Source organism: Kribbella pratensis (assembly GCF_004366075.1).
Classification (GTDB): Bacteria; Actinomycetota; Actinomycetes; order Propionibacteriales; family Kribbellaceae; genus Kribbella; species Kribbella pratensis.
This window is the reverse complement of the sequence record NZ_SODU01000001.1, coordinates 1,566,752-1,587,161: the sequence shown is the minus strand read 5'-3', so window position 1 is coordinate 1,587,161 and position 20,410 is coordinate 1,566,752. Positions and strand designations below refer to the sequence as shown.

Genomic DNA, 20,410 nt, shown 5'->3' with positions numbered 1-20,410 from the left:
GTGGTGATGTCCCCCCTTGGACATGATCGGCGCACGAGGCGCCTGATACCTCAGATATCCCCCCGGAAGAGAGTAGGGCACAGCGAGCACATCGCGTGAGCACCCGGTCCGGACCTGTGGATATCCTGGGTCGCCGGCGCCGAACAGAGTGAGGCTGCGCCGAATTGGAGGTGGGCATGGAACCGGGCACCGTGGTCTGGCGGGAAACCGCTCAGTCACTGCTGCGGCAGAAATGGCTGATCCTGGGCTGCATCCTGCTCGGACTGCTCGGCGCCTCCGTGTTCGCGCTCTCCCAGACCGAGCGCTGGACCGCCTCGAGCCAGCTGGTGATCGGTCCGGCGGTGCCGCCGGCGCTCGTCGGCAAGCTGTCCACGTCCGCGGACAAGAGCGGCCCGCTGGGAATGGACCTCCCGGCCGAGACCCAGGCGCGGGTGATGGCCAGCCCGACGCTGCTCAAGGCCGTCGTCAAGGCGCTCGGCATGCCGGACAACGACCAGACCATCCAGGACCTGGCCGCGGTGACGCGGGTGAAGGCCGTCACCGACAACGCCTACCTGGTCACCACCGACGGCCCGACCGCGCAGAAGGCGGTCGACCGGGCGAACGCGATCTCCGCGATCTACCTGGCGCAGCGCAATTCCGAGGCCAAGGCGCTGCTGACCAACCTGGCCGAGCAGGCCCAGGCCCGGTCGAAGACGGCGACCACGCAGTCCCGCAGCCTGGTCAGCCAGATCGACGAAGCCGTCGGTCGCGGCGACAACCAGACCGCGGCAGCACTGCGCGACCAGCGCGTCGGCCTGGCGACCGAGGCCCGGCAGGCCGCGGACGACGCCGCCGCGATGCTGAAGGCGCTGTCGACGGTCGGCTCCGGGAGCCAGCTGGTCACGCCGGCGACGACCGACACCGCCAGCTCGTCGCCGATGGTTGCCCGCGACATCCTCGTCGGCGGGATCCTCGGACTGGTCCTCGGCTTCGGCCTCGCGCTCCTGCGGTCGCATCTGACGCCGTACATCCTGACTCGCGACCAAGCGGCACGGGCATCGTCCGCGCCGGTGATCGCCGCATCCGAGGGGTATCGGCGACGGGTGTGGCAGCGATCCGCTCCGGAGCTCCCGCAGTACGAGATCACCGCGCTCGGCGCCGAGGCGAGCGGTGCGCTGGCGCGGCGCGAGCTGAACCCGCGCGCGTTCGCGGCCGGCTCTCCGGGCGCGCTGCTGGTCGTGTCGGCGTCCCCGACTCCGAACTCGGCGGGGATCGCGCTGGCGATGGCCGAGGCGAACGCCCGCGACGGCCGCGAGACGCTGCTGGTGCTGGCTGACATCGAAGGTACGCCGGTGCTCCCGCATCTCACCGGGCACGAGGGCCTCACCGACCTGGTCAACGAGCCGGCCGCGACCCGTGCGATCCGAGCCCGGAAGCTGTTCCGGCCGGGGACCGTCGCGGACCTGTACGTGCTGCCGCCCGGGCTGAACCACGAGGAGACGGCCGAGGCGGTAGGCCCGTCGCTGGTCCCGGGGATCGTCGCCGACCTGCCGCCCGGGTACTCCGTGGTGGTCCACGGCCCGGCCTCCGTCGGGCGGCACGGCATCACGCCGCTCGCCGCGGCGGTCGATGCGTCGGTGCTCGTGGTGCAGGTCGGTCTCGACAAGGAGATGGACGTCGCGCGGCTGACGGGCGCCCTGCAGTTCGCCGGCGCTCCGGTGCTGGGCGTCGTACTGATCGGCACGTCGACGCAGGACGAGACGCTCGGGATCCCGCTGAACTACAAGCCGCTGGACGCGGGTACGCCGACGATGCGCTGATGTCCATGGCTTCCGGGACGCGATTGGCCCCCGCGGTGCCGGGCACGGTCGCCGGCGAGAGCGAGCGGCCGGCCTGGTTCTGGCTGATGCTGTGGTGCCTGTTCGTGCTCGGCGTGCAGCCTTGGTCGTCGCGGGTGGCCGCCCCGCAGGGCACGACCGGGTCCACGAACAGCATCGCGAAAGGGCTGCTGCTCGGAGCGGTCTTCATGGTCGCACTGGCCGCGACAAAGCCCGGGTTCCGGACCCGGGTGAATCCGGCCAGCTGGCTGTACGTGATGTATGTGCTGTTCGCGTGTGCGACGGCGTTCCTGCTGGCCGAGCCGATGGGGCCGCTGACGCGGTTGGCGCGCTTCCTGATCGGCCTGGTGCTGCTGTTCCTGTTATGGGGGCCGCTGGTGCAGGTGCCGGAGCGGCTGGTCCGCGCGCATCTGTTGGCCCACCTGTTGCTGGCGGCAACCGTCGTACTGAGTCTGGCCTATGCGCCGTCGCAGGCGTGGCGGCCGCTGCGGTCCCTCGGCGCCGGGTACCGGCTGCAGGGCGTCATCATCCCGATGCTGCCGCCGCGCGTCGGCGAGGTCGGCGCGATCCTGCTCGGGCTGGCGCTGATCGGCCTGGTCTGCCGGAAGCTGGCCACGCTGCCCGCGGTGGTGCTGATCGGCCTCGGCGGCGTCCTGATCGCGGCCAGCCGGACCCGTACGTCGGCCGCCGCGGTCGCAGGTGGGCTCGTGATCGCACTGATCATCACCCGGAAGACGTGGCTCGGCCGGATCGCGTGCCTCGCCGTACCGGGGCTGCTCGGCGTCGCGTTCCTGACCATCGGCTCGTTGCACACCTGGCTGCTGCGCGGCCAGGGCACGCAGCAGATCACGTCGCTGAGCGGCCGTACGACGAGTTGGCAGGCGGTCCTGGACGAGAAGGTGTCGATCCAGACCGCGATCATCGGCCACGGACTCGGCAACAAGCGCGTGCTGCTCACCCGTGGTGAAGGCGATGTCGACGTGATGGCGATCGACAACAGCTGGCTCGGGCTCTACTGGGAGACCGGGCTGCTGGCCGTGGCGATCGTCGCGGTGGCGCTGATCGCGGCGTGGGTGTCGGTCCTGCGCGCGCCGACGCCGTACGTCCGGGCCTGTGGCGCCTTGCTGCTCGGGTACGTCACGGCCGCCTCGCTCAACGAGAGCGGCCTGTCAGACCTGTCCTCGATGACCGTGCACCTGTTGGTGGCCGCCGCGATCTGCGACGGCGACCGGCTACGGCAGCGAAGACGCGTGTCAGCTACTCACTGAGTCCTGGTCGAAGCCGGACTGCTGCCACTCGGACCAGGTCATCGTCTTGCCGCGGTACGCGAAGCGATCGGCGCCCCCGGAGACGCGGTAGCTGTTGCGGCGGAACGTGATGGCGCCAGGTTGCGCGGGGGAGCGCTTGTTCTCCACCACACCGAGGGACGAGGCGGCGTCGGTCATCACGACCAGGTTGCCCTCGACGAGGACGTTGCGCAGGACGTAGGTACCGCGCGGACCCTCGCCGCGCGTGCGGGACTGGATCGACAGCGCGTTGCGGTTGTCCTGGATCAGGTTGCCCCGGACCTGTACGTCGGACGACGTGTTGACGTTGATGCCGCCGCCGTCCCAGAGCGAGCCGCCGGAGCCGCGGCCGGTGCCGAAACCGTTGTGCTGTACGACGTTCTGGTCGATGACGCCGGCGTAGCTGATCTCGTACCGGATGCCGTCCGCGGCGTTGTCGCGGATCCGGTTCCCGGTGATCCGGCGGTCGTACTCCGCGATGTCGCTCCACATCCCGATGCCGCGGTTCGCGACGATGTCGTTGCCGCTGACCTCGCCGGACGACCTGGTGGACTTGATCCCGCCGGACTCCCAGTCCGCGATCCAGAACCCGTCGGTGTTGTTGCGGGTGACCAGGTTCGCGCTGATCCGGACGCCGGCGGACTTGTACTGGCCGATGCCGAGCTGTCCGTTGTCCGCGACCGTGTTCCGGCTGACCTCGGCGTTGTCGCCCTCGATCACCATGATGCCGACGGCGTGGTTCCACCGGACCTCGTTGGCGGTCACCTTCCAGCCTTTGCCGGCCTGCAACGCGCCCGCCTGCGGGCGGCTGGCGAAGTGCTCGATCGTCAGGCCGGTCACGGTCACGTTGTCGGCCGACTTGTCGATTGCGGTCTGGGTGCGCGACATCTCTGTGACGTGTCCGGTCGGGTCGTCGCCCAGGTAGAGGGCGTTGGCCTGGTAGTCGGCGAAGAACGTGCCCGGCTTCACCTGGCTCAGGCTCATCACGCGGGTCAGGTGGTTGCCGTCGAGGAACAGTTGCTCGCCGAGCTGGCACGGCTTGGTCTTGTCGTCCTCACACTGGCCCTTGAGCGGGTACGCGGCGGGCAGCACGCCCTGCACTGTCCAGGCGTTCCCGGCCCGCTTCCATCCGGTCAGTCGGACGGCACCGCTCAGTACGGCGCCCGGCGCGCCCGCGAGCGTATCGCCCTCGCGGGGCTGGATCGCTCGCGTGAGGCGGTGGACACCCTTCGCAAAACAGAACGTGGTGCCTGCCGGGGTGGCGTCGATGATCGGCTGCGGGTCGACGCCGACCTCGATAGCCGTTCCGCTACAGGGCTTCGCTGTACTCGGGCCCGTCGGCCCGAGCACAGCGGCAGCCGCGGCCGGAGGAGCCGTCGGAACCGTCACCGTGACTGTCGGCGCGGGCCTGGAGGGCTCGGGAGAGCCCTCTGAATCCGTGCAGCCCGACAACAGCAACAGCGCGGCACCAGCAGCCGCGACAACCCCACGCCTCATCCAGGTCCCTTCACCCGCCCCCGGCGAACAAGATCTGCGTGAGACTACCGGTTCGACAGGTACGTGTCCTTCGCAAGGTCGTACGCGAGTGCCTTCGCGATCTGCAGGGCGTCGTCCTCGTCCAGCCGGTGCTGTACGACGAGGTCGGCCAGGTAGCCGGCGTCGATCCGGCGAGCGAGGTCGTGCCGCGCGGGAATCGACAGGTACGCGCGGGTGTCGTCGACGAAGCCCGAGGTGTTGTAGAAACCGGCCGTCTCGGTCACGAGCTCGCGGAACCGGCGCATGCCGTCCGGGCTGTCCAGGAACCACCACGGCGCACCGAGCCGCACGGCGGGGTAGACGCCTGCTAGCGGTGCTAGCTCCCGTGAGTACACGGTCTCGTCGACGGTGAACAGCACCAGCCGGAAGCCCTCGGCGTGCCCGAACCGCTCGAGCACCGGTCGCAGCGACCGCGTGAACTCGGTCGCCACCGGGATGTCGTGTCCCTGGTCAGGCCCGTACGTCGCGAAGATCGCCGGGTCGTGGTCCCGCAGTACGCCGGGGTGCAGCTGCATCACCAGTCCGTCCTCGGCCGACATCACCGCCGACTGGTACAGCATGTGTCCCGCGAACGCCGCCGCGTCCTCGGCCGTCCCGTCACCCTTCAACGCACGGGCATAGATCCGCCCGGCCTCCGCATCGGTCAGCGGTACGGCGGCCGCGCTCAGGTGACCGTGGTCGGTGGCGCGCGCACCGGCCGCGACGAACGCCTGCCGGCGTTGCCGGATCGCCTGCAGGAACCCGTCGTACGTCGAGGTGTCGACGTCGGCCAGCGCGCCGAGCTGCGCGATCAGCGCGGGCCAGCCGTCCCGGTCGACGTGGGCGACGGCGTCCGGCCGGAAGGTCGGGACCACTCGGCCCGGCAGGTCCGCGGCGAGCTTCGCGTGCTGGGCGAGGTCGTCGGTCGCCGCGTCGGTGGTGGAGATCAGCTCGATGTTGAAGCGATCCAGCAGCGCTCGCGGCCGGAACTCGGGCTCCGCGATGCGGGCCATGATCTGGTCGTACAGCTCGTCGGCGGTCTCAGCGGACGGGTGCACGGTGAGGCCGAGGACCTCGGCGAACTCGTGCTCCAGCCAGTAGCGGCTCGGCGTGCCGAGGAACAGGTGCCAGTTGGTGCAGAACTCCCGCCAGATCTCCTGCGGCTCGGCTGTCTGACGACCGTCGCGACGGGGGAGTCCGAGCTTGTCGGGGGAGACGCCCTGGGAGATCAGCATCCGGGTCACGTAGTGGTCCGGTACGACCAGCAGCTCGGCGGGGTTGCCGAACGGTGCGTCGTCGGCGAACAGCCCGATGTCGACGTGACCGTGCAGGCACAGCAGCGGCAGGTCCTTCGTCGAGGCGTGGATCCGGCGGGCGACGTCCCGCGCGGCGCCTGCCGGCAGGGCGCGGTCCGGATGAGGCTGCAGGGCCTTCGGCATGGGTCCTCCGATGTGGGCTGAAACGTGTTCTGCAAAGGATTGCAGCCGCCGCTTGTCAGCACAAGGCAGCGTCCGTTGGGTGACCGCTTGACACAAACTGCAACCGATTGCAGACTCATCCGCGACCCCTGAGGAGATGACCATGGCGGCAACGATCCGGGATGTGGCGCGGCTGGCCGGCGTATCGCCGTCGACGGTCTCGCGTGCGCTCTCGCTGCCCGGCATGGTCAATGCGACCACCAGGGCCCGCGTCGCGGCCGCGGTCGAGCAGCTCGGGTACGAGCCGAATCGCGCGGCCCGCGGCCTGATCACCGGCCGGACCGGCACCATCGGCCTGGTCGTGCCGGACCTGGCCAACCCGTTCTTCGCCAGTCTCACCAAGGGCGTGCAGGCGCGTGCCCGCCACCACGACGTCGCCGTGTTCGTCGCGGACACCGACGAGGACCCGGCGGCCGAAGCCGGGCTGGTTCGGGCGCTGTCCAAGCAGGTCGACGGTGTCGTCCTGTGCTCGCCGCGGGCGAGTGACGAGGAGCTGGCGGCGATCGCCCAGGACACCACCGTCGTACTCGTCAACCGCACCGCTGTCGGTCTGCCGGGGGTTGCCTACGACAACGAGGACGGGATGCGGCAGGCCGTCGCGCATCTCGTTGCCCTCGGCCACCGCCGGATCGCGTGGGTCGGTGGGCCGGCGACATCCTGGTCGACCCAGCACCGCGGTTTCGGCCTGCGGAACGCGGTCGAGGCACTGCGGGCCGAGCTCGCGCCGGTGGGTAACTTCGCGCCGACGTACGAAGGTGGCATGGCGGCCGCCGACCAGGTGGTCGCGACCGGCGCCACCGCGGTCGTGGCCTACAACGACCTGGTCGCGATCGGTCTGCTGGCCCGCCTGCACAGTCGCGGCATCTCGGTTCCCGGCGACCTGAGCGTGGTCGGGGTCGACGACATCGCGATGTCCAGGATGGCGCGGCCCGCGCTGACCACGGTCCGGCTGCCGAAGCAGGAGGCCGGCCGGATCGCCGTCGAACTGCTGCTCGCGATGCTCGACGACCCCGACAGCGCGGCCGAAGGTCCGAAGCACGGGGAACTGCACGGGGAACTGATCGTCCGGGACTCGACCGGACCAGCACCACAGAAGTGATCAACCCGGCCAGTCGTGACGCTGTGCCGGGCCGCCCTTGATCCGAGGAGACACCCGATGCATCTGCAGCGGAAGTTGATCGCGGCCACCGGCCTGTTGGCCGTGTCGGCCGTACTGGTCGCCTGCGGCGCCCCGGCGCCGAACAAACCCGCCGCCGACAGCAGTGGCGACGTGCCGGACAAGCCGGCCAAGGCCGTGACGCTGAACGTCCTCGACGTGGCCGGCAATCTGCAGCTGACCCAACCGATGATCGACGACTTCGTCAAGCAGCACTCTGACGTGATCTCGAAGGTCACGTACTCGAAGGGACCCGCGCCCGAACTGGCCGGCAAGATCAAGGCCCAGCAGAACGCGAACCGGGTCGACCTCGACCTGGTGCTGACCGGCACCGACGGTCTCGCCGCCGGCCGGGAGCAGGGCCTGTGGACCGATCTGCTGACGAAGTACTCCGACCGGCTGCCCGGTATGAAGGACTACCTGCCGCCTGCGGCCAAGATGCAGGAACTGGGCGGCAAGGAAGGCGTGACGGTCACCTACTACCCGTCCGGCCCGCTGCTCGAGTACATGCCGTCGAAGGTCCCGTCGCCGCCCAAGACGGCCGACGACCTGCTCGCCTACGCGAAGGCCAACAAGGGCAAGGTCATGTACGCCCGGCCCGCGAACTCCGGCCCCGGCCGCACCTTCCTGATGGGCCTGCCGTACATCCTCGGCGACAAGGACCCGAAGGACCCGGTGAACGGCTGGGACAAGACCTGGGCGTACCTCAAGGAACTCAACCAGTACGTCGACTTCTACCCGTCCGGCACCGCCGACACGATGAAGGCGCTCGCCAACGGTTCGGCCAACATCATCGCGAGTACGACGGGCTGGGACATCAACCCGCGCGTCCTCGGCACGGTCCCGAAGGAGGCCGCGATCACGCCGATCCAGGGCTTCCACTGGGTCACCGACGCGCACTACGCCGTCGTACCGAAGGGTGTGTCGACCGACAAGCAGGCGGCGATCCTGCAGCTGCTGCAGTTCATGCTGACGCCTGAGCAGCAGGCCAAGGCGTACGACAAGGGCTACTTCTACCCGGGGCCGGCGATCAAGGGTGTCGAGCTGACGCAGGCGCCGCAGGAGAGCAAGGACGCGATCTCGGAGTTCGGCCGGCCGGAGTACGACAAGTTGATTGCCGACAATCCGACAGAGGTACCGCTGGACGCGAAGGCGCTGGTGGCTGCCTTCGACAAGTGGGACCGCGAGGTGGGCGGCAGCAAGGTGAAGAAGTCGTGACCTCGTCGACCTCGAACTTCGAGCAGCTCCGGCTCGACGGTGTCACCCGCCGCTTCGGTCCGCCGGACACCCCGGCGGCGCTGTCCGAGCTCGACCTGACCATCGAGCGGGGCGAGTTCATCGCCCTGCTCGGTCCGTCCGGTTGCGGAAAGTCGACCGCGCTGAACTGCCTGGCCGGCCTGCTCCCGCTGACCGCAGGCTCGATCTGGCAGGACGATCGGCGGGTCGACACGCTTCCGCCGGAGAAGCGCGGCTTCGGCATGGTGTTCCAGAACTATGCGCTGTTCCCGCACCTGACCGTCCGGGACAACATCGCCTTCGGGCTGCGGATGCGCAACCTGCCGAAGTCCGACGTGCAGCGGCGGACCACCGAGGCGATCGAGATGGTGCAGTTGACCGAGCACACGAGCAAGCTGCCCGGCCAGCTGTCCGGCGGTCAGCAGCAGCGGGTGGCGATCGCCCGCGCGACCGTACTCGAGCCTTCGCTCGTGCTGATGGACGAGCCGCTGAGCAACCTGGACGCCAAGCTCCGGCTCGAGATGCGCACCGAGATCCGCCGGCTGCACCAGTCGCTCGGCTTGACCACCGTGTACGTGACGCACGACCAGGAAGAGGCGCTCAGCATGGCCGACCGCCTGGTCGTCATGCGGCAGGGCAAGGTGCAGCAGATCGGCACGCCCGAGGAGGTGCACACCAAGCCGTCGACGTGGCACGTCGCCGACTTCATGGGCTACCGGAATCTGCTGCCGCTGAAGGCGTCGCAGCTGAACGGTGACCAGGTGACCGTGGATCTCGGCGGTACGGCGATCCGTGGGGCCGCGCAGGGGCCTGTCGCGCCTGGGGACGACGTGATCGCCGCCGTACGGCCGGAGGACGTGAAGCTCGCGGATCAAGGTGTGAAAGGGCTTGTCGAGGTCGTCGAGTACCAGGGCCGCGAACGGGCGGTCGAGGTGGTTCTGGACGGCGGTGTCCAAGACGGCGTGGCGCAGGATCCGGTGCGGTTGCACGTCCGGACGGAGCGGCGGGTCGAGGCGGGGGAGCAGGTGGCGCTGACCGTCACTCCCGGGCGGCTCCTGGTGTATCCGTCATGAGCGCGACCTGGCAGCACCGGCTGGCCGAGCGCGGTGTCGACCGCCGCCTGTGGTTGTTGCTCCCGGCCACGATCTTCGTCCTGTTGCTGTTCGTCTACCCGTTCCTGTACGGGCTCAGCCTGTCGTTCCAGCCCACGCAGGGCGGTGGCGTCCTGGCCAACTACGACAAGTTCTTCGGCGACGCGTACCAGCGCGACACGATCGCGACCACGCTGAAGATCGCGCTCCCCGCGGCGCTGCTGAACGTGCTGGCTGCCGTGCCGATCGCGTTCCGCCTGCGGGGCCGGTTCCGCGGCAAGCGGCTGCTGACCACGATCCTCGTCGTACCGATCACCCTCGGGACCGTGCTCACCGCGCAGGGACTGCTGAACTACCTCGGCCCGACCGGCTGGCTCAACCGCGTGCTGCTCAGCCTGCACATTGTTGACAATCCGATCCGCCTGACGAACAACTACTGGGGCGTGTTCTTCTCGCTCGTCATCACCGGGTTCCCGTTCGCGTTCCTGCTCGTGCTGTCGTACCTGTCCGGGATCGACCCGACGCTCGAACGGGCCGCGGCGACTCTCGGCGCCTCCCGCGCGCAGCGGTTCCGGCGGATCACCCTGCCGCTGTTGGCACCCGGATTGGCGACAACCTTTTTGTTGACATTCGTACTCGCGTTCTCGGTGTTCCCGTCCGCGGTGCTGGTCGGCAACCCGGCCGGATCCACCCGTGTCATCTCGCTGGCGGCATACCAGGCGGCATACGAGCAGTACGACTACTCCTACGCGTCGGCGATCGCGATGGTGATGGGCGCGGTCGAGCTGGTCGTCGTGGCGATCGTGCTGGTGTGGCGGTCGCGGCTCTACACCGGATCGACGGGAGGCAAGGGATGAGCCGGAAGTTCGGGCCTGTTCGCGCCACCCCGTTGGGCTGGGTGATCTGGGCCGTCGTCGTGTTCTTCTTCGTCAACCTCGCCGGCGTCGTGCTGTCGGTGCTGGTCAGCTCGTTCGGCAAGAAGTGGTTCGACACGTGGTTCCCGAGCGGTTTCACCACCCAGTGGTACGGCGACGCGTGGCGAGAGTTCACGTTGTTCCACGTCATCGTCGTCACACTGCTCGTGTCCGCGTTGGTCGTCGTACTGTCGGTGCTCGTCGGCGCCCCCGCGGCGTACGTGCTGGCCCGGAAGAACTTTCCCGGCAAGCGGCTGGTGTACCTGACGTTCCTGCTGCCGATCCTGATGCCTCCGATCACGTACGGCATCCCACTCGCGACCGTGCTCTACAAGTTCGGTTTCGCGGGGCACCTGTCCGGTGTCGTGCTGGCGAACCTGGTGCCGTCGGTGCCGTTCGTGATCCTCACGATGACGCCGTTCATCGAGCAGGTCGACCCACGGATCGAGGACGCGGCCCGGATGCTCGGCGCCGGGACCCGCGCGGTGTTCCTGAAGATCCTCGCGCCGCTGCTCGTCCCCGGCCTGCTGGCCTCGGCGATCCTGGTGCTGGTCCGGACCGTCGGAATGTTCGAGTTGACGTTCCTCACCGCCGGGCCGGACTCCCAGACGCTCGTGGTCGCGTTGTACTACTCGATGTCCGCGGCCGGGATCCGGGCGCAACAGTCCGTCGATGCGATGGCCGTGATCTACACCGCGATGATGCTGGTACTTCTGGTGGTGGCACTGCGCTTCGTCAACCCGACCCAATTGGTCGCCCGAGTGAAGGAAGAACCCTCCGAATGAGTTCGAGCAGGCTGAGTCTCACCAACCTCCCCGTCGCCCCCGCGGTCGACCCGAAGGCGTTGTCGGTCGGCATCGTCCATCTCGGGATCGGTGCGTTCCACCGCGCCCACCAGGCCGTCGTCACCGAACGGGCGGCGGTCGAAACCGGCGAGACGCGGTGGGGTATCACCGGCGTGAGCCAGCGCTCCACCACGGTCCGGGACCAGTTGGCGCCGCAGGACGGGCTGTACTCCGTCCTCGAGCGTGGTCTCGGTGAGCCGTCGGTTCAGGTGATCGGCAGCGTCCGCGAGGTACTGACCGTGCCCGAGGACCCGGAGGCGGTGGTCGCGCGGATCGCGGACCCGGCGGTGTCAGTGGTGACGCTGACCGTCACCGAGAAGGGGTACCGGGCCGCCGGCGCCGGGCTGAACCTGGACGACCCCGAGATCCAGGCCGACCTGACCGGCCGCCCGCCGCGCACGGTCGTCGGCCAGCTGGCGGCGGCGATCGCCCGTCGCGAAGAGCCGTTGACGATCGTCTCCTGCGACAACCTGGTGGCCAACGGGCCCTTCCTGCGCACACTGGTGACGGAGTACTTCGATGCGCTGGGCAAGGTTCCCTCGTCGTTCGAGGGGACGCGGTTCCCGGCGAGCATGGTGGACCGGATCGTGCCGGCGACGACCGACGCGGACCGTGACGAGGCCGCTCGGCTGCTCGGCGTACGGGACGAGGCCGTGGTCGTCGCGGAACCCTTCCTGCAATGGGTGATCGAGGACGATTTCGCGGGTGCACGTCCCGCCTGGGAGCGTGGTGGCGCCGTACTCACCGGTGATGTCGCGCCGTGGGAGCAGGCCAAGTTGCGGATGCTCAACGCCACGCACTCGATGCTCGCGTACCTCGGTGCGCTGCGCGGGTACGAGACGATCGCCGAGGCGGTCCGCGACGAGGAGCTGGGTGGGCTCGCGCGGCAGTTGATGACCGACGACGTCGTACCGACCCTCACGCCGCCCGACGGGCTGGACCTGGCGGCGTACGGCGCGACCGTGCTGGAACGGTTCGAGAACCCGGCGCTGAAGCACCGCACCCGCCAGGTCGCGATGGACGGCTCGGTGAAGCTCCCGGTCCGGATGCTCGGCACAGTCCGCGACCGCCTGACAGCCGGCGCCGAGCCCCGCATGATCGCACTCGCCGTCGCCGCGTGGATGGTCTACGTCCAACGGACCCCGGAGCTCGACGACCCCCAGTCCGAACGCCTCAAGTCCGCAGTCGCAGGCATCACCGACCCCACCAAACTGGTAGACGCCCTCCTCGCGGTGGACACCATCTTCACCCCCGACCTCCGCGACTCACAGCTCTTCCGCGACCTCCTCATTGACCACGTCAGCAGCCTGGCCCACTAACCGGCTCTCCTGTCCGACGAGTGGGGTGGGGATCAGCCCGATCAGAGGCACCGTCGTCCGCCGGCCCCGCGTCGAGCAGACGAGGCGTTATCCGGCTGTGAGTGGGTCAGTTGGTTGTGGGGAGGATGGTGAGGATGCCGGTGGCGTCGAGGATTGCTTTGCCCAGGGTGAAGGCGCTGGTGGTGTCCTGGCCGGTGGTGCGCCACGCCTTCGCCGTGTACCACTCACCGGTCTTCTGGAAGCGTTCGGCGGCGAGGCTGTCGAGGATGTAGGTGTTGTCGTTCAGGGTGACCTCGCCGGGCGGGATGACCGCGCCGGCGTTCTGCACCATGCCGGTCGCGGTGGTGCCGCCGCGCATCGTCACCTGGTTGCCGGAGACAACGATGTCGCGGAGCTGGTTGGTGCCCCACGGGCCCGAGCCGCGGGTGCGGGACTGGATCGCGATCCCGTTGACGTTGTTCGCCACCACGTTGTCGCGGACCTGGACGTTCGACGACGTGTTCACGTTGATCCCGCCGCCGTCCCACAGCGACGTACCGGATCCGCGGCCGGTGCCGAAGCCGTTGCCGCTCACCACGTTGTCCTCGATGACGCCGTTGCGGCCGATCTCGTAGCGGATCCCGTCCGCCGCGTTGTCGAGGATCTGGTTGCTGCTGAAGGTGCGGCTGTCGTCGTACGCGTCGCTCCACAGCCCGACGCCGCGGTTGTACTGGATCAGGTTGCCGCTCACCCAGCCGCCGCTGGACCAGGTGGTCTTGATCCCGCCGGACTCCCAGTCCGCGATCCAGAAGCCGTCGGTGTTGTTGTAGCTGACCTCGTTGGCGGCAATGGTTGCCTTCAGCGTGCTGTACTGGCCGATGCCGAGCTGGCCGTTCGAGTGGATGTGGTTCCTCTCGAGTACGGCGCCGTCCGCGTTCACCAGCATCGCGCCGACCCCGTGGTTCCAGCGGATGTCGTTGGCGATCACCTTCCAGCCCAGGCCGAGCACCACCGCACCGCCCTGCGGCGGGGTGGCGAAGTGCTCGATCGTCAGCCCGCGGACGGTCACATTGGTCGCGCCGGACTCGATCGCGGTCTGCGTCTTCGACATCTCGATCGAGTGCCCGGCCGGGTCGCTGCCCAGGTAGATCGCGTTCGCCGCGTAGTCGGCGTAGAAGGTGCCAGGGGCAACCTTGTCGCGGGTTGCCACCCGGGTCAGGTGCTTGCTGTCCCGGAACAGCTGCTCGCCCAGGTAGCAGGTGTTCGCCGTGTTGTCCTCGCATTGCCCGGTCTGCGGGTACGCCGGTGGCAGAGCTCCGGTGGTCACCCAGTCGCCGTTGTTCGGCGTCCATTTGGTGAGTCTGATCGATCCCGTGAGTACGGCGCCGTCGTTGCCGGCGAGCACCTGGTCCGCCTTCGGGTGGATCGTCTCGGTGATCCGGTGCCAGCCGCGTGTGAAGCAGAACGTCGTCCCGGTCGGGGCGTCCTCGACGATCCGGGCGGCGTTGTCGCTGGTACGGATCGGCACACCGCTGCAGGCGGGCGCCACCGCGGGACCGGTCCGGAACGTGCCATCGGCCGGCGGAACGGTGGCGGACGGAGCGGCGGTAGGTGGAATGGTTGCAGGTGGAGTGAGGGCGCCCTGCGCAGGCAGGGGGCTGACGGCAACCAGACTGGTGCCGACTGCAACAACTGCAACGACTGCTGTTCTCATAGCGGAGCCTCCGGTGGCACAGGTAGCCCTGAGCGCACCCCCCATGGCGCGGCTTCGTACGCAGATTACCCCTACGTCACGTAGTCATGGCAATACGTAGCGCACAAACATGTTGCGAAAGGCAAGCGGTCAATTCGCGAGAAAGCTGCCGACTGTGTCCAGGCCGGCGTCCTGCCAGCCGGCGGCGGTGAGCTTGGTGCCGAACCGGGCGAACCGCTGGGTGCCGAGGTCGTCGAGGACGTACTTGTTGCCACTGAAGACCACTTCACCGGCCGGCACCGTGGCGCCGGAGTTCTGGACCATGCCGGTGGCCTGGGTCCCGCCGGTCATCTCGATCGTGTTCCCGCTGACCCGGACGTCGCGCAGCAGGTAGGTGCCCCACGGGCCGCTGCCGCGGGTCCGGGACTGGATCGTCACGCCGTTCACGTTGCCCGACACCCGGTTGCCCTTGATGGTGACCCCGGCCGAGGTGTTCACGTTGATCCCGCCCCCGTCCCACAGCGAGGTACCGGATCCGCGGCCGGTGCCGAAGCCGTTGCCGGTCACCGTGTTGCCTTCGATCGTGCCGTTGCGGCTGATCTCGTACCGGATGCCGTCCGCCGCATTGCCGACGATCTGGTTGTCGCTGATCACCCGGCCGTCGTCGGCGACGTCGGCCCACATCCCGATGCCCAGGTTGGACTTGATCACGTTGCCGCTGACGGTGCCCGAGGAGCGGGTGGACTTGATGCCGCCGGACTCCCAGTCGGCGATCCAGAAGCCGTCGGTGTTGTTGGAGCTGATCACGTTCCGGGTGACGGCGGCCGCGGCCGAGCTGTACTGCCCGAGGCCGAGCTGGCCGTTGTGGTGGATCAGGTTCTTGTCGACCTTGGTGCTGTTCGCCTTCACCAGCATCACACCGACCGCGTGGTTCCAGCGGACGTCGTTGGCCGTCACCTTCCAGCCGGGCCCGGAGACGAGCGCCCCGGCCTGCGGTGCGCTGGCGAAGTGCTCGATGGTGAGGCCGCGCACGGCCACGCCGCTCGCGCCCGACTCGATCGCCGTCGCCGTCTTCGACATCTCGATGTCGTGACCGGTCGGGTTGCTGCCGAGGTAGATCGCGTTCGCCGCGTAGTCGGCGTAGAACTTGCCGGCCTTGACCGCCGCGACACTCGCGACCCGCGTCAGGTGCGTGTCGTCGAGGAACAACTGCTCCCGCAAGTAGCAGATGTTCGCCTTGTTGTCCTCGCACTCACCGCTCTTGCCGTACGCCGACGGCAGCGCACCCCGCACAACCCAGACGGACCCGGACTTGGCCCACCCGCTCAGCGGCACCGACCCGGTGAGTACGGCGCGCTGCGCGCTCGCCAGCACCTGGTTCGCCTTCGGGCGGATCGTGTCGGTGATCCGGTGCAGGCCTGCCGCGAAGCAGAACGTCGTACCGGCCGGCTTGGAGTTCACGATCGACTGGGCGTTCTGACCGGGCTTGATCACCGTGCCGACGCACGGCCCGGCGACGGCCGGGCCGGCCTCGTCGGAGTCCACGCCGGGCGGCTTCGGGAGCTTGGGCTCGACCGGCTTGCTCGGCGCCGCCGACGTGGTCGGCTTGCGGGTCGGATGCGGCGTCGTACCTGGCTTCTTCGGTGGCACGGTCGTAGCTGTGGTCTTCGGCCGGCTCGTACCGGGCTTCGCCGTGGTGGTCTTACCCGGGCTGTGCGAGGGCAGCACGCGAGACGCGGCCTGCTCGGACTTCGCCGCGGTCGTCGCCTTGTTCTCTCCTGCGATGACCGGCACCGCGACCGTGACGACGGCCGCCGCCGCAGCGATGAGCGCTGCGAACCACAACTTCCTCAATGCACTCTCCTGGGAGCGGGCGAGACCAGGCGTAGTTACTCGGGGACTTAAGGTAGTGCCATGCGGGTCGCCATGTTGCACAACCGTTACCGGACCGGTCAACCCAGCGGTGAGAACACGGTTGTCGCGCAAACGGTTGATTTGTTGCGTAACTCAGGACATGAAGTCGACCTTTACGCCCGAAACAGCGACGACATCGCCGAGATGGGGCGAAAAGATCGCGCTCTGTTACCGTTTCGCTCCGTTTGGTCATTTTCGGCGGAACGCGATTTAACACAGCTATTGCAGGCGCAGCGGCCCGATGTGGTGCATGTGCACAACACTTTCCCGTTGTTCAGCCCTTCAGTGCTGCGGGCGGCGTACCGGCTGGACCTCCCGGTCGTGGCAACGCTGCACAACTTCCGGCTGCTGTGTGCGAACGGTGTCCTGCAGCGTGACGGCGGGCCGTGTGAGTCGTGCATCGGGAAGGTGCCGCTGGCGGCCGTGAAGCACGGTTGTTACCGCGATTCGCGGGTGCAGACGTTGCCGCTGGCGACGAGCATCGGCGTGCACAACGCCTTGCACACGTGGCAGCGGTACGTCGGGACGTTCGTCGTACCGTCCGAGCTCGTGCGGGACCGGTACGCCGCGGCCGGGTTCGATCCGGAGCGGTTCGTGGTGAAGCCGCACGCCGTACCGCATTCGGGTGCGGTACGCAGCGGCGCGGGGGACGCGGTGGTGTTTCTCGGAAGGTTGAGCGAGGACAAGGGGTTCGCGGATCTCCTGCAGGCGTGGGACGCGTCGCTCGGCCGATTGGTGGTGGTGGGCGATGGTCCGCTGCGGGCGGGGGCCGAGGAACGCGCCCGGAAAGACCTGTCGATTCAGGTGCTTGGTCAACTGCCCTGGGCGGACGGCATGGACCAGCTGCGGTCTGCGCGCGCCGCCGTCGTACCGGCCCGTTCGTATGAGAGTTTCGGGCTCGTGGTGGTGGAGGCCTTCGCGCACGGGGTGCCCGTGGTCGCGTCCCGGCTCGGGGCGCTCGCGGAGCTCGTCGACGACGGCGAATCCGGTGTACTGACCGCGCCCCGCGATCCGGAAGGATTGCGGAAGGCGATCGGGTTGGTGGCTGATCCCGAGACTTCGATAGCCTTCGGCGAACGAGCCCGTCAGGTCTATTTGGAGCGCTTCACACCGGAGCGTGACCTGGTGGCCATGGAAAGGATCTACACCGATGCGATCGCCCGGCACTCCGCCAGCGGCCGGGCGCGCACGGAACCACGGGTATGAAGACGCAGGGGGCAGCGTCGTTCCAGACGGAATTCAGGAGTTCGCGTTGGGGGATGTAACTGTGGGCAGTGTGCCCCGGGTCGGCTGCGTCGCTGGAGTCTTCGACCTGTTTCACGTAGGCCATGTCGACGTGCTCGAGCGGGCGCGGCGGCACTGCGACCGGCTCGTCGTGGCGGTGCTGTCCGACGACTGGGCGCTGGACGCGTGGGGCGGGCGGCCGTTCGTGCCGCTGCTCGAGCGGGCACAGATCCTCGAGCACCTGCGCTGCGTCGACGAGGTGGTTGCCGTGGACGACGTACGGTCCGACTGGCTGACCGGCGTACTGGGAGTACAGACCGTGTTCGCTGCCGGCGCCACGGACGGCGTGCTGGGGGTGGACGAGCTCGACGGGATTCCGGCCGGGCTGATCACCGTCCTGCCCGCCGGCCGCGGCTCGCGCAGCCCGATCCTGCGTGCCGCGATCGACCAGCGGCAGTCCCGCAGTTCGAACGTCGCATGAGTGGGCTGCGAGACACCGTCGCGCAGCTGTCCCGGGCGCAGAAGCCGTCGGCCGGTACGCCGGCGTACTCACGATTCGTGAACCGGCGGATCGGGCGCGTGTTCGCGGCCGCCGCGTTCCTCGGGAGGCGGACGCCGAACCAGGTGAGCCTCGCGTCCGGGTTCTGCTCGCTCGTCGGGATCCTGCTGCTGGCCTGCGTGCGCCCGTCACTCGGCCTGGCGCTGGCGGTGACGTTGTTGCTCGTGCTCGGGTACGGGCTGGACTCCGCGGACGGGCAGCTGGCCCGGCTGCGCGGCGGCGGGTCCCCGCTGGGGGAGTGGCTCGACCACATGATCGACGCGGTCAAGATCGTGCTGCTGCACAGCGCCGTACTGATCTCGTTCTACCGTTTCGATGCCTTTGACAACGATCTGGTGCTGCTGGTCCCGCTCGCGTACGTCTGCGTGTCGTCGGTGCTGTTCTTCGGGCTGATCCTGATCGACCAGCTCCGCCGGCGGCACGACGCCTCCTCGAAACCCAACGTGCGCGGCGATTCCGTGGTGAAGTCGTTGCTCATCGCACCGACCGACTACGGCGTACTGTGCCTGGTCTTCCTCGCCTTCGGTACGCCGTCGTTGTTCGTCGTGCTGTACGGCGCTCTGCTGGTGCTGAACGTCCTGTTCCTCGCGGCCGCGGTCCGGAAGTGGTACCGGGAGATGGCCGCGCTGGGGGTGCGCGCCTGATGGCGATCGTCGGGTACGCACCCGGGGTGTACGACATGTTCCACATCGGGCACCTGAACATCCTGCGCCGCGCCCGCGAGTACTGCGACCACCTGATCGCGGGGGTCGTCGAGGACGATGTCGTCACCCGGATCAAGGGCCGGCCGCCGGTGGTTCCGCACCAGGAACGGATGGATGTCATCCGGGCGCTCGACCTTGTCGACGAGGTGGTCAGCGACTGGTCGAGCGACAAGTTCGAGATGTGGCAGCAGCTGCGGTACGACGTTCTCTTCAAGGGCGATGACTGGAAGGGAACGGAAAAGGGGAAGAGACTGGAAAGACTGCTGGGTGAGGTCGGCGCACAGGTGCACTATTTCCCGTACACCGCCTCCACCTCGAGCACGGATCTGCGCAGGCTCCTGGAGGGGATGAGCTGATGTACGGCCGGCCGAAGGTACTGCTCAGCGCGTACGCCTGCCGGCCGACGGGCGGCTCCGAGCCGGGCGCCGGGTGGGCGTGGGCCAAGGCGGCGGCGCGGGACCACGACGTCTGGCTGCTGACCCGGGGCAAGTTCGTGCACGAGATCGAGGAAGAGCTCGCGGCGCGGCCGGTGCCCGGTCTGACCGTCGTACCGCTCGAGCTGCCTCGCTGGATTCTGCGGCTGCGGCGACGGCCCTCGGACGTGTACTGGTACTACCCGCTGTGGCAGGGACTGGCTCGGCGTACGGCGCGGCGCCTGCATGCGGAGCAGTCGTTCGACGTGATCCATCACCTGACCTTCGCGGTGGACTGGATGGGCGCCGGCGTGGTCGAACCGTCGTCCGCCAAGGTGATCTGGGGACCGGTCGGCGGGTCGACGAGCGCGCCGCTGTCGATGGCGCACTGGCTCGGCGCGCGCGGTGTGGTGGGGGAGCTGGTACGCCGTGCGTACACCGGGCTCCGGCGCCGCGCGACCGGGCGGCGAATGGCGCGGACCGCCGACCTCATGGTTGCCCAGAACAACGATGTGGCGGAGGCGTTCGCGCCGTACGCTCGCGAGATCGTGGTCCAGCCCAACGTGGCGATCCGGCGCTTCACCGCGTCCGGTCCTTATGAGCCGTTCGGTGCTCCCGGTGTGAAGACGGCGCTGTTCGTCGGGCGGCTGATCCCGTGGAAGGGCGTGCTGCTCGCGATCAGCGCGCTCGCCCGTCCAGAGGCGGCCAACTGGGAGCTGCGGATCATCGGCGACGGTCCCGATTGGGGACGCGCGGAGAGCCTGGCCTGGCAGCTCGGTGTTCGCGATCGTGTCGAGTTCATGGGCGCCCTGCCTCGCGAGGAGGTGCTGGCGGCCATGTTCCGCGCCGACGCCCTCCTTGCCCCCGCGTTCCGCGAAGCCGCCGGCTGGGCCGTCACCGAGGCCCTCGCCTCCGGCTGCCCCGTGGTCTGCGTGAACCGCGGCGGCCCCGCCGTCATCGTCGGCCCCGACGAAGGCGTCACCGTCCCCTGGCAAGGCGACGTAGTAGGCGAACTCGCGAAGGGCCTCGCCTCCCTACGCGGCCGAATCACCCCAGTAGACCGCTGGGGCCCCGACCGCCTCCCCGACCTCCTGGCCGACTGGTACACCCCCGCCCTCGTCTCCCGCTAACCCCACCCCCGCAGGCGCCCGGTTGGCAACGAGCGCGTCCCGTGCGGCGGTCGAGTCCGCCTGTACGACGTCGTTCGAGCAGGCTGTCGTGAGCATCGACGCGGCACTCCGAGCGGACGGGTGAGGAGGGGGTA

Annotated in this window: 17 protein-coding genes; 13 read left to right on the top strand and 4 right to left on the bottom strand. The window is 68.9% G+C overall.

The genetic code is table 11. The features are described from left to right. The first annotated feature begins 176 nt into the window (after positions 1-176). Positions 177-1,802: a Wzz/FepE/Etk N-terminal domain-containing protein gene (locus EV137_RS07570; RefSeq protein ID WP_133999149.1), complete on the top strand. Its 1,626-nt coding sequence runs from the start codon at positions 177-179 to the stop codon at positions 1,800-1,802. Next, positions 1,802-3,088 (top strand): O-antigen ligase family protein, encoded by a 1,287-nt coding sequence (locus EV137_RS07565; RefSeq protein WP_238175155.1) that lies wholly within the window; start codon positions 1,802-1,804, stop codon positions 3,086-3,088. Before EV137_RS07570 ends, EV137_RS07565 begins: the two co-directional genes overlap by 1 nt. Here the strand turns inward: EV137_RS07565 and EV137_RS07560 are convergent. Both EV137_RS07560 and uxaC read right to left on the bottom strand, forming a co-directional pair. Continuing rightward, on the bottom strand, positions 3,074-4,495 hold the full coding sequence (locus tag EV137_RS07560; RefSeq protein ID WP_238175154.1) for a right-handed parallel beta-helix repeat-containing protein: 1,422 nt from the start codon (positions 4,493-4,495) through the stop codon (positions 3,074-3,076). The genes EV137_RS07565 and EV137_RS07560 overlap by 15 nt on opposite strands. 152 nt (positions 4,496-4,647) lie before the next feature. Beyond that, complete coding sequence (gene uxaC, locus EV137_RS07555) at positions 4,648-6,060, bottom strand: glucuronate isomerase (protein ID WP_134127412.1); 1,413 nt, start codon at positions 6,058-6,060, stop codon at positions 4,648-4,650. Between the two features lie 142 nt (positions 6,061-6,202). Between uxaC and EV137_RS07550 the strand changes: the two genes are divergently transcribed. Genes EV137_RS07550 through EV137_RS07525 form a run of 6 tightly spaced genes read left to right on the top strand, consistent with a single transcriptional unit; the run spans position 6,203 to position 12,660 of the window. Beyond that, positions 6,203-7,198, top strand: coding sequence for a LacI family DNA-binding transcriptional regulator (locus EV137_RS07550; protein WP_133781896.1), 996 nt, complete (start codon positions 6,203-6,205; stop codon positions 7,196-7,198). 57 nt (positions 7,199-7,255) lie between these two features. Next, on the top strand, positions 7,256-8,473 hold the full coding sequence (locus tag EV137_RS07545; protein WP_134127410.1) for an ABC transporter substrate-binding protein: 1,218 nt from the start codon (positions 7,256-7,258) through the stop codon (positions 8,471-8,473). Beyond that, positions 8,470-9,564, top strand: a complete 1,095-nt coding sequence (locus EV137_RS07540; protein WP_134127408.1) for an ABC transporter ATP-binding protein — start codon at positions 8,470-8,472, stop codon at positions 9,562-9,564. Before EV137_RS07545 ends, EV137_RS07540 begins: the two co-directional genes overlap by 4 nt. Next, on the top strand, positions 9,561-10,439 hold the full coding sequence (locus EV137_RS07535; protein WP_134127406.1) for an ABC transporter permease: 879 nt from the start codon (positions 9,561-9,563) through the stop codon (positions 10,437-10,439). Before EV137_RS07540 ends, EV137_RS07535 begins: the two co-directional genes overlap by 4 nt. Beyond that, positions 10,436-11,281: an ABC transporter permease gene (locus EV137_RS07530; protein ID WP_134127404.1), complete on the top strand. Its 846-nt coding sequence runs from the start codon at positions 10,436-10,438 to the stop codon at positions 11,279-11,281. The genes EV137_RS07535 and EV137_RS07530 overlap by 4 nt, the downstream gene beginning before the upstream one ends. After that, the gene (locus EV137_RS07525; RefSeq protein WP_134127402.1) at positions 11,278-12,660 is read left to right on the top strand and encodes a mannitol dehydrogenase family protein; all 1,383 of its coding nucleotides are present in this window, start codon (positions 11,278-11,280) and stop codon (positions 12,658-12,660) included. Before EV137_RS07530 ends, EV137_RS07525 begins: the two co-directional genes overlap by 4 nt. A gap of 106 nt (positions 12,661-12,766) precedes the next feature. Here EV137_RS07525 and EV137_RS07520 read toward each other — a convergent pair whose 3' ends face one another. Together EV137_RS07520 and EV137_RS07515 are read right to left on the bottom strand one after the other, a co-directional pair. Continuing rightward, complete coding sequence (locus tag EV137_RS07520; protein ID WP_238175153.1) at positions 12,767-14,353, bottom strand: right-handed parallel beta-helix repeat-containing protein; 1,587 nt, start codon at positions 14,351-14,353, stop codon at positions 12,767-12,769. Between the two features lie 129 nt (positions 14,354-14,482). Then, positions 14,483-16,186, bottom strand: a complete 1,704-nt coding sequence (locus EV137_RS07515) for a right-handed parallel beta-helix repeat-containing protein (protein WP_238175152.1) — start codon at positions 16,184-16,186, stop codon at positions 14,483-14,485. Between the two features lie 60 nt (positions 16,187-16,246). On the opposite strand from EV137_RS07515, the gene EV137_RS07510 reads away from it, so the two are divergent. From EV137_RS07510 to EV137_RS07490, 5 genes are all read left to right on the top strand, one after another. Further along, positions 16,247-17,452 (top strand): glycosyltransferase, encoded by a 1,206-nt coding sequence (locus EV137_RS07510; protein WP_134127397.1) that lies wholly within the window; start codon positions 16,247-16,249, stop codon positions 17,450-17,452. Between the two features lie 61 nt (positions 17,453-17,513). Next, complete coding sequence (locus tag EV137_RS07505) at positions 17,514-17,951, top strand: adenylyltransferase/cytidyltransferase family protein (protein WP_238175151.1); 438 nt, start codon at positions 17,514-17,516, stop codon at positions 17,949-17,951. After that, complete coding sequence (locus EV137_RS07500) at positions 17,948-18,673, top strand: CDP-alcohol phosphatidyltransferase family protein (RefSeq protein ID WP_133999119.1); 726 nt, start codon at positions 17,948-17,950, stop codon at positions 18,671-18,673. Before EV137_RS07505 ends, EV137_RS07500 begins: the two co-directional genes overlap by 4 nt. Then, entirely contained in the window at positions 18,673-19,089 is a 417-nt protein-coding gene (locus EV137_RS07495; RefSeq protein WP_133999116.1) for an FAD synthase family protein, read from the top strand. Before EV137_RS07500 ends, EV137_RS07495 begins: the two co-directional genes overlap by 1 nt. Next, entirely contained in the window at positions 19,089-20,276 is a 1,188-nt protein-coding gene (locus EV137_RS07490) for a glycosyltransferase family 4 protein (RefSeq protein ID WP_134127393.1), read from the top strand. The genes EV137_RS07495 and EV137_RS07490 overlap by 1 nt, the downstream gene beginning before the upstream one ends. Positions 20,277-20,410: the final 134 nt, after the last annotated feature.